Raw genomic sequence first — 10,486 nt, forward strand, 5'->3', positions numbered from 1 at the left:
TAACCCGGCTTCCAATAATTCAAACAACACGGCTTATTCCGGCGAAGAAGGATTTCTGCCCATGATGCGTTCATTTGTATTTACGCTGAGGGCTACCTTTTAACGGAACTGTTTTTTTATTATTTAATTCTTCAAGTTATGAAAAGAGTTTCAAAATATATAGCAGTAGCGGGATTTGCGGTAATCGTCTGCACCTCCTGCGAAAAACAATTTGGTGAGATCAATACAGATCCCACTATTGTAACCACACCCGATGTTAAATACCTGTTGAGCTACTCCCAGGAAAGGCTAATGACCTATAATGGCGGGGAGTGGATATGGGAAGGGATGGAGCAACTGTTCCGGTATACCCAGCATGTTACCGCCAGCCCTTATGAAATAACCGGTAATGTAAATGGCCGTTATGGCGTATACTATTCACAGATATTGCCCAACCTGTTTGAGATCAGGCGGCAGATCAGTACACTTCCCGACAAAGACAAGTACCAGAAAATGCAGGAGGTAACTTATATCATACAGGCGCTGCATGGTATAAAAGTTACCGATATGAATGGATCCATACCGTATTCGGAGGCAATACAGGGGCGTTACGAAGCGTATTACAGCCCTGTTTATGATACACAGGAATCTCTTTTTAATACCTGGCTGTCGGAGCTCGATAACGCGATCAGCGTATTGTCCAACAGTTCCCTGTCTGATCAGATTACTTACGGGAATTCCGATATCTTTTACGGGGGCGACTGGACCAAATGGGTGAAGTTAGCCAATACGCTGAAGTTGCGTATAGCGGCGAGGCTCCAAAATCAGGATGCCGGCAAAGCGCAGGAAATATTCAGGCAGGTAATGCAGGACGCCACCGGACCTATTGATAATGATGATGCGCAGTTGAAGTATACCAATCCTAATTTTTCGCCTTTTGGCAACGACATCAACTACAGGAGCACGCGCTACGGCAGTACCTCCATCATTAACTTTCTGAAAGCCGCTGATGACCCGAGGTTGCCCATGTATTTTGAACCCAATGATTTAACAGACAGCTATGAAGATACGCTGGCCAAATATTCAGCCAGCCTTCCTGCATTTATTGATCCGGCAGATCCGCTGATCGGTTTCCAGGGCGCTCCGGCAGACTGGACAACGAACCCCGATGTTGCGGGTTATATCAGCAATGCTTTTGCAGTGGGTAATACCGATCCCGGTAATACGGTTTCGCGTTATTTTTTGATCTCTCCCATCAATCGTCATTTCTTTTCGCCCCGTTACAACGGTGCAACAGGCGATTATACGGATGTACTGGTATCAAATGCCGAATCCTGCCTGCTGGTGGCCGAATTTATTGAAAAAGGCTATGGCAGCGGAATTGATACCAGAGGCACGGCAGAAGACTGGTATAAAAAAGGCGTTGCTTCTTCCATTAAAACAATGAACGCCATAGCGGTAACTGCGCAATCTGCTACAGGGTTTACGGGGAATGGCGACGCAGAAGTTGAGGCGTACCTGAGTGGTCCGGAAGTGGCGTTTAATGGTACGAATGACCTGGAAAGAATATATATCCAGCAATACCTGAACTTTTACCGCAATGCCAGCGAGGCTTTTGTGCTGGTTCGCAGAACAGGTTATCCCAAAAACAGTTCAACTTATTATGCCCGTGAACCTTTTAATGAGCAAATACCGCGTCGCTGGTGGCTCACCGATCCCGGTGAAGTGAACAGGGAAAACTGGAATGCTGCCATGAGCGAGCAGGGCTTTACACCCAACGCCCAGGATGTTCCAACATTAAACTCGCAACGGATATGGTACGATAAAAACGCACCGGAATTTGGCGAAGGGCAATAAGGAAATGATCTGTTTGTTTGATTAAATCGCCTGAGCGCGTATTAATTTTTTTTATCCCTATCAATCATAATTAAACTCAACTGTAAATGAAAAAAGTAAAAAAACAAATTTTACTGGTTTCGCTGATCCTGCTGGCGGGCAATATAGCGCTGTTCGCACAGGAAGGGCGGGTGATCAGCGGCACAGTAAAAGACGACGGCGGAAATCCTGTTGCAGGTGCAACAATCTTAGTAAAGGGTTCTCCAGCAACAGCCGTTACGGATGAAAACGGTCGTTATTCAATTACTACAGACAGGAAGAATACTGTTCTTCTGATCAGTTCTGTAGGATTTACTTCAAAGGAGATAAAGACCGGGGACGCTACTACCTTAGACATTGAAATATCGGCATCGGCCGCTGATATGGATGAAGTGATTGTAACAGCCCTGGGTGTTAAGAGAGATAAAAGATCCATAGGATTTGCCGTACAGCAGATAAAAGCGGAGGATGTGACCATTGCGGCGCCGGTAGATGCAGCGCAGGGTTTGATGGGCAAAGTAGCGGGCTTGAATATATCCAATAGCAATGGGTTAAACAATGCTTCTTCCAGAATTGTTATCAGAGGGAACACCACCGTTACGGGTAACAACCAACCATTGATCGTATTGGATGGAGCGCTGATAGAGAATGCTCCGATAGCCCAGTCGAACATAAATGTAACAGATGGCATGAGAGATTGGGGAAATTATCTGAGCTATCTTAACATGGATAATATAGAAAGTATTTCTGTACTGAAAGGACCTAATGCAGCCGCGCTTTACGGAGCCAGGGGAGGGAACGGAGTTATTTTAATTACCAGTAAAAAAGGTGCTAAGCAAAAAGGCTTGGGATTGAGTTACAACGTGAGCAGCAATTTTACCAGCGTGTATCGCTTCCAGGATCTGCAAAATGAATATGGTGGCGGTTTTGCCGCAGGGTTGTGGACAGCAAACCCAGAGTTGCCCAAAACAGCTTCGGGAGAATATTACCTGCCAACCCTGTACGGTGGCTCAAGCTATGGCACAGGAGGCTCTGGTATTGGCGGCTCACATGGTTCAATACCCGGAGGCTGGAATACCTGGGATATTTTTAGCTGGTTTGGTGCCAGCTCTTCCTGGGGGCCGAAATTGAACGGTCAAATGGTGCGTTGGTGGGACGGTGAAATGAGACCTTACTCACCTCAACCCGACAACAGGGAATCTTACTACAGGAATGGAAACGAAACTACTCATAATGTGACGTTTTCGGGGGGAGGAGATTTTGGTACGGTGCGTTTGTCGGCTTCAAGAACAGATGCCACTGCTGTAGTACCTAATATCAATAACCACAATACCAATTTCGCTTTAGGGTCGAATTTGAAAATATCGAAGGCGATCTCTGCAGAAATTAATGTGGCATACAATCAGAACTTCAGGCACAATACTCCTGAAATCGGCACCAATAATTCATGGGGTAAGTTCTCTATATATGGAATGTCGCGGGAGTACAAACCATTGGAATATCAGTACTATAAGAACCCGGATGGTTCAAAGCATGACTTTGGTTCTCCATATCCGCACCAGGAATATGGCAGGGATCTGTATTGGTATTTGTATGAACGCAACAGCAACCTTAACAGGGACGAGCTGATTTCAACAATTAAATTAAATGCTGAAATTACTCCCTGGCTTAACGGTTTTGTAAGAACTTCAGCAAATTTGATCTCTACCAAATTTGAAACGATAAACACAGTACCTAATCCTGATAAAGTTTCTGACGGCAGGTATGAAAAACAAATTGATAAAGACAAGTTGTTGAATACCGATGTGATGTTAACTGCGCACAGGGAAAATCTTTTCTTTCAGGGGTTTAACGCAAGCTTGTCAGGATTGTTCAACACTTATTCTAACAGGTCAACCGGTGTCATCGGTGTAAATGATGGTACATTTATAGTGCCCGGAATATACTCACTACACAATATTCTTGCCGCCGACAGGGTTGATCCAAATAAGTATTCAGTAACTGAAAGAAGATATGAAACATCGTCACAATCTCTGGCAGGGATTTTAAACCTAAGCTATAAAAATTACCTGTTTTTAGACATTACCGGGAGAAACGATATCAATTCGATGTTAACCCCTTCGAAGAATTCTACATTTTACCCGTCTGCAAGTGCAGCATTTGTATTTACTGATGCTTTTAATTTAACTGGTATCAGGAATGTTTTATCCTATGGTAAATTAAGGGTGGCATATGGGGAAAGTGCAAATGCCTATGCTCCCTATTTATTAGGGTTTACCTATGATGTAAGTTCTTTCGGTGGTGCACCAACTAATTCGGTGCCAAGTAAGCTAAGTCCTGAAGAGTTGAGTTTCCAGACTTCTAATTCTATCGAAGTTGGAGCAAGCCTCGGGTTCTTGAACGACAGAATCAACCTGGACTTCACTTATTACAGTATTCGTTCAACCAATCAAATTTTGGATGCAGATCTGGCACCGTCTTCAGGAGCTACTCAAATAACTTTTAACTCGGGTGAGCTTACCAATAAGGGAATTGAATTTATAGTGAATGCGGCGATCGTTCAAAAGAGAAACTTCAGCTGGAATGTGACTTTGAATGGTGCGAAAAATGAAAACCGCGTGGTTTCACTTGGTGAGGGTATCCGTGAGCTGCGTATTGCAGATGTGTTTGGCAACCTCGGTGTTTTTATGCGTGTGACCCCTGGTGATGCTTATGGAACTATTTATGGCACTGATTTTATCAGGAACGAAAATGGCGACAAAATTTTATACAATGTAAAGGATGGAACTGGTAATGTTTATGGTACTATGTATCGCGTTACAAACGAGCCTGTAGCAATAGGGAATGCAGCACCAAAATTAACAGGTGGCTTCGGCAACACTTTACGGTACAAAAGTTTTAGTTTGTATGGAATGATCGATTTTAAACTTGGTGGAGACATTTATTCTTTTGATCACTCTACGGCAATGGGTAGTGGTATTTCGCCTGCCACTGTATATGAAAGAAACGGGAACGGATTGCCTTACACTTTTCCCGATGGCACTACCGCTAATGTAGGGGTAATTATGGAAGGTTATAACGAAGACGATGGTAAAATAAATACCAGGGTGGTAAATCCTATTTATAAGTATGCCGGTTCTTATACCGGCTGGACACACCTGAACCGGCCGAGAAGCCTGTCGGTATTTGAAAATACATGGGTGAAAATGAGAGAAGTAGCGCTGTCTTACCAGCTACCCCAAAGTGGGGCCAGCCGTACAAAAATTTTCCAGAATCTCAGCCTGTCTCTTATTGGAAGAAACCTGTTCTATATCTATTCCAGTTTACCGGATCATTTGAATCCCGAAGCGATCAATGGTATAGGGAACGGGCAGGGCTTACAGTGGTCTGGCATGCCCAGCATTCGTTCTTTAGGAGTAAGTTTAAAGGCACAATTCTAAAAAGCATCAATTCTGTTTAATTATGAAATTACTTGAAATAAAAAGAATAGGGCTAACGGCAGCTTTGGCAGGCTCGTTGGCTTTTACATCCTGCGATAAGGATTTCGGGAGTCTTAATGATCCCTGGGATAATAAGGTATATACTGCCAAAATACCGGAAATGTATAATGGTATTGCATCAACGATGCCTGAAAACGGGAGAGGCATATTTTCTTCCTTTCTGTATCAAAATACCCAACTGGCAGCCAACTATGCCGCTGCGGGATACCGGCTTGATAATCTTGTGGGTGGCATTTGGGAGAACTATTATTTTGCATTGGCTGATTATAGAAAAACACTGGAGTTAATAGATGCTTCCGAAAACCCTCAGTCTTATACCAACGTAAGAGCAATGTTAACAACCTTGATTGCCTATAAAACGCTTCGCCTCACTACTTTGTATGGCGATATGCCCTATTCGGAAGCGGGTAAGTCGTTTAATGGAGCGGAGTATTACAGGCCGGCATATGAAACCCAGGAATCCATTTTTACGGCCGCGCTTGCTGATCTGAAATGGTCGGCAGATAATTTTTCCACTTCGGCAGATCAGGTGGCACTTGGCTCCTATGAAACTTTATTGCAGGGCGATATTTCGTTATGGATAAAGTTTACCAATTCATTGAGATTGAGGTATGCGTTGGTAATGCGTGAAAAAAATACAGCGGCGGCTGATGCCATTATCGCAGAAGTGCTGACCAAACCCCTGCTGGATCCGGATGAGTATACAGGAATTGAGCCTACCAGGCTTGGTATGGAGATTAACCGGGGACCCTCTTTCAGAGGGAATGCTTATATACGCATGGGATCAACCATATGGGAAGCCATGTCGGCCAGCAATGCCGCCGATGGTTCCGGTATATTCGATCTGAGAACCAGGCTGTTCTTTGAGCCTAACAGCGAGGGAGACTGGAATCCTTATCCTCAGAATCCTCCGGGGGGTACAACAGCAGAAACCGATAACGGAGTAGCAGGCAACGACCCGTATGCAGAAGTAAGGTTAACAACCTGGGCTCCCGCAGGCGAATATCATTACTCTCCTTTGAACCTGTTTTATGTTAACGACAGAACCTTCCCCGACCTGTTTATAACCGGAACCGAAGTTAGCTTTCTGAAAGCGGAAATTTACAATCGTGGCATTGGTGGTGTTGCTGCAAATGCGGCCACAGCCAAGCAATACTATGAGGAAGGTATTACCGAGTCGGTAAAATACTGGTATAAGCTGGCAAACGGGTCAGCAATATGGACGGTAGACAAACCTGACGCTGCACCTGCAGCCGGGGAGTTGAATACCATGCTTGCAAATCCTGCGGTAGCATATAGTGCAACACCTGCGGATGCGTTGAAGCAGATCTACAGGCAACATTGGATCTCGTTGTTCCATCAGCCATTTGATGCATGGACGCTTCAGCGCAGAACAGGAAATGCTACGCCAAATGTTCCATTGGCGCCAACCAGTGAAGCTTTGAATCTGAACAGGCTGGTTTATCCTACGGGAGAGATCACGTCCAACTATGATAACTGGAAGACTGTTACGGGAGGCACGGATGATAAAGCCGTGAAGCCCTGGTTTATGCCTTGATGTTTTCGATAACCCTATTTTACTATAATAAAAGCAGCCGTTGTAAGGCTGCTTTTATTATAGTAAGCAATTATCGTTATCCATAAATTGTTAAAGCCGGAAGCGTTATTTTTGTTGAGTTGGTTTCGGTGGATTAAATGATATGGGTTTTATTACAATGTCCTTATTTCAAAAAGCATTCAAAACAATTTTCAATGGCTACCCGTAGAAAATTTTTGCAAACATCAGTATTGGGTTCGGCAGCGGTTTTGGCAAACAGGCAGGGATTGGCTGAGCCGATAGCATTGCCCCGGCCTGCTGTTGATAACCCTGTTGTTATTTCTACCTGGGATTTTGGCAGAGCTGCCAACGCAGAGGCCTGGACCATACTTGACAAAGGAGGCCGGGCTTTGGATGCAGTTGAAGCTGGTGTAAAAATACCTGAAGCCGATCCCACCAACCGGAGCATCGGGTATGGCGGGCTGCCCGACAGGGACGGGCATGTAACTTTAGATGCCTGCATTATGGATGAACACTATAATTGCGGATCAGTGATGGCGCTTGAACATATTACACATGCTATTTCCGTAGCCCGGCTGGTAATGGAAAAAACACCGCATATTGTTTTAGCCGGCGACGGCGCCCTGCAGTTTGCGCTGGCCAACGGGTTTAAAAAAGAGAACCTGCTTACACCGGAAAGTGAAAGAGCCTGGCGAAAATGGCTGAAAACGGCTAAGTACGAACCGGTGATCAACGTGGAAAATAAGCTGTACAATAAAGAAAATGATCCCATGCCCGGCGGCCCCGATAACCACGATACCATTGGCATGGTAGCCATGGATGCCGCCGGCAATTTAAGCGGGGCCTGCACTACCAGCGGAATGGCGTATAAGATCCACGGAAGGGTAGGCGATTCCCCGATAATTGGGGCAGGACTTTATGTAGACAATGAAATTGGCGCCGCAACTTCTACCGGCGTGGGAGAAGAAGTGATCCGCATTGTTGGATCGCACCTGGTGGTAGAGCTGATGCGGCAGGGGCGCTCCCCCGAAGCTGCCTGCAAAGAGGCGGTGCAACGTATCATCCGGCGCAGCCCGGAGAAATCAAAAAAAATACAGGTAGGGTTCCTTGCATTGAACAGAAAAGGCGAATACGGCGCTTACGCCTTGCAGAAGGGTTTTACCTACGCTGTAAAAAGCGCGAAAGAAGAGAAGGTATACAACTCAAAAAGCATTTATTAGCCTTAAGATTAAAACCTCAGGCGGCAATGTCATACGTGTTGCCAAAGCTTGCTGCATAACTAAATTCCTGAGCACGATAACGGGTATAGAAGAAGCTCATTAAAAAACTTTAAATCTATTCGTTTTTTAAATGGAGTTATTTTATATTTAACAATTGAATAACGTAAAAGTTGTCAAAATTCCTTTAGCCGGGAAACCAGCTAAAGCAACCAAACCAAAACTAACAAAAATGAAAAAATTTGCAGGTCGTTGTTTGCCTGTGGCCATGCTGTGTTTGTATACAGCTATCGCCCTTGGCCAGGCAAAGAAAACAGTCTCTGGTTCAGTAAGAGACAACGCCGGTGCGCCGCTCACAGGTGTTTCTATCAATGAAAAAGGCAATAGAGCCGATGGGGCTGTATCGGGAAGTGACGGCAGGTTCACCATTACCGTTGCAGAAAGAGCAATCTTAATTTTTAGCGCTGTAGGATTTGCCACCAAAGAAGTACAGGTAGGAAATGAAACGGAAATAACCGTTGAGCTTTCAGAGAGCAGCACCCAGCTTGAGGAAGTGGTAGTAACAGCTTTGGGTATCAAAAGGCAGCAAAAATCGCTGGGTTATGCCGTTCAGCAAATCAGTGGCGGAACACTTGCAGATTCAAAAGAAACCAACCTGGCCAATGCGCTGTCCGGCAAAGTAGCAGGTTTACAGGTGGTGCGTTCCAGCAATGGCGCCGGTGCCTCATCTAAAATTGTTTTAAGAGGCAATACTTCTTTAACCGGCAGCAATCAACCATTAATAGTAGTAGATGGTATACCCATAGATAACTTTACCGGTACCACCGAAAATGGCTACTGGGCTGCGGGGTTTGACCGCGGTAACGGGCTGGGGGATATAAGCGCGGATGATATAGAATCAATGTCAATTCTGAAAGGACCTTCCGCTGCGGCATTGTATGGTTCAAGAGCAGGCAATGGGGTTATCTTAATTACTACCAAATCAGGCAGGAAGCAAAGCGGCCTTGGTATAACGTTTTCAACCACGCAGGGTATCGAAGATATTTTTATACGTCCCGAACTGCAAAATAGTTTTGGGCAGGGGATAGAAGGTATTTTTGACGCTACCAGCACTTTAAGCTGGGGACCCAAAGCCGATGGGCAAACAGTAGAAAAATGGGATGGCACACAGTCGCCGTTAACTACCACCCAGGACAACGTAAAAAATTTTCTCAGAAAAGGAACTACGCAGAACTATAATCTTTCGTTTCAGCAGCAATATGGAAACACGGCAGTATATTCTTCCATTGCCCGCTGGATAGATAAAAGCATTATACCCGGGAACAAACTGGAAAGGACCAATATAAGCACACGGGCTACATCACGGTTTGGCAGAGATGATAAATGGACTACCGATTTTAAGATATCGTACAACAATACCTCGGGGTTCAACCGTCCTATAAATGGAAGAGATGTAAGCAATGTGTACGTTCTGTATACTTTACCCCGGAGTATGGATATCAGGGACTTCGATCCTCCCAAGAACGAGTTTGGTGATATGATATGGTATCATGGAGCACCGGGATGGCAGAACAACCCTTACTGGAACAACCTGTACAATTTGAACAAGGATACCAGGGACCGGTTCATTATGAGCGGTTCGGTGAAATATAATTTTACCGACTGGCTGGATGCTGAAATACGTGGTGGCGCTGATATTTATACTACAAATACGCAGCGGAAAGTGTATGCCGGCAGCAACCGTGCCAATGAGTATTCAGAAGGAAAGCAAACATTTACCGAAACGAATTACAGTGCTTTGATCAGTGCCCGCAAGGATGATGTAATAGGAAAACTGGGCGGTGCTGTTACTTTGGGTGGGAACCTGATGGACCAGAAATTCAGCTCTATCAGTGTTGGTACAGGTTCCCTGGAAGTTCCGGATCTGTTTTCTTTAACCAATGGCTCCGGGGCGTCCGTTATAGGACAGGGATATAGCCATAAAAAAATAAATTCAGTATACGGAACTGTGGGGGTGAATTATGACGGTTATATTTATCTGGATGCTACTTTTCGCAACGACTGGTCTTCTTCGCTGCTGGAAATAAACAGGTCGTATTTTTATCCGTCATTCAGCTTGTCGTGGGTAGTATCTGAAATGATAGAAAATTCAGGCGGATATATGCCCCTGTGGTTCAATTATGCCAAGCTGAGAGCTTCCCATGCATCAGTTGGTAACGACCTTGCTCCTTATAGTTTGTATAACGGATATTCTATCGGTAAAGACCCGCTTGGCAATACAACGGCTTCACGCAACAGTGTGCTTAACCCACATTGCAGTTACATCGGTGTAAAAGGTTGATGATTAATATTTTCTA

The 10,486-nt window shown here is 44.9% G+C and carries 5 protein-coding genes; all 5 read left to right on the forward strand.

Going from position 1 to position 10,486, the window contains the following annotated elements; genetic code table 11:
• Positions 1 to 138: 138 nt before the first annotated feature.
• The 5 genes from PLH26_RS16420 to PLH26_RS16440 all read left to right on the forward strand — a co-directional run bounded on the left by PLH26_RS16420 (position 139) and on the right by PLH26_RS16440 (position 10,470).
• Positions 139 to 1,836, forward strand: coding sequence for a SusD/RagB family nutrient-binding outer membrane lipoprotein (locus PLH26_RS16420; RefSeq protein ID WP_324587115.1), 1,698 nt, complete (start codon positions 139 to 141; stop codon positions 1,834 to 1,836).
• An 86-nt stretch (positions 1,837 to 1,922) separates the two neighbouring features.
• Positions 1,923 to 5,294: a SusC/RagA family TonB-linked outer membrane protein gene (locus PLH26_RS16425; RefSeq protein WP_324587116.1), complete on the forward strand. Its 3,372-nt coding sequence runs from the start codon at positions 1,923 to 1,925 to the stop codon at positions 5,292 to 5,294.
• Positions 5,295 to 5,316: 22 nt separating this feature from the next.
• A complete protein-coding gene (locus PLH26_RS16430; protein ID WP_324587117.1) occupies positions 5,317 to 6,912 on the forward strand; it encodes a SusD/RagB family nutrient-binding outer membrane lipoprotein in 1,596 nt (531 codons plus the stop codon).
• A gap of 194 nt (positions 6,913 to 7,106) precedes the next feature.
• Positions 7,107 to 8,132 carry a glycosylasparaginase gene (locus PLH26_RS16435; protein ID WP_324587118.1) on the forward strand — a complete coding sequence of 342 codons (1,026 nt, stop codon included), beginning with the start codon at positions 7,107 to 7,109 and terminating at the stop codon, positions 8,130 to 8,132.
• 229 nt (positions 8,133 to 8,361) lie between these two features.
• The gene (locus PLH26_RS16440; protein ID WP_324587119.1) at positions 8,362 to 10,470 is read left to right on the forward strand and encodes a SusC/RagA family TonB-linked outer membrane protein; all 2,109 of its coding nucleotides are present in this window, start codon (positions 8,362 to 8,364) and stop codon (positions 10,468 to 10,470) included.
• Positions 10,471 to 10,486: the final 16 nt, after the last annotated feature.

Origin of the sequence: Agriterribacter sp., from assembly GCF_035444585.1 — a bacterium.
GTDB lineage: Bacteria > Bacteroidota > Bacteroidia > Chitinophagales > Chitinophagaceae > Agriterribacter.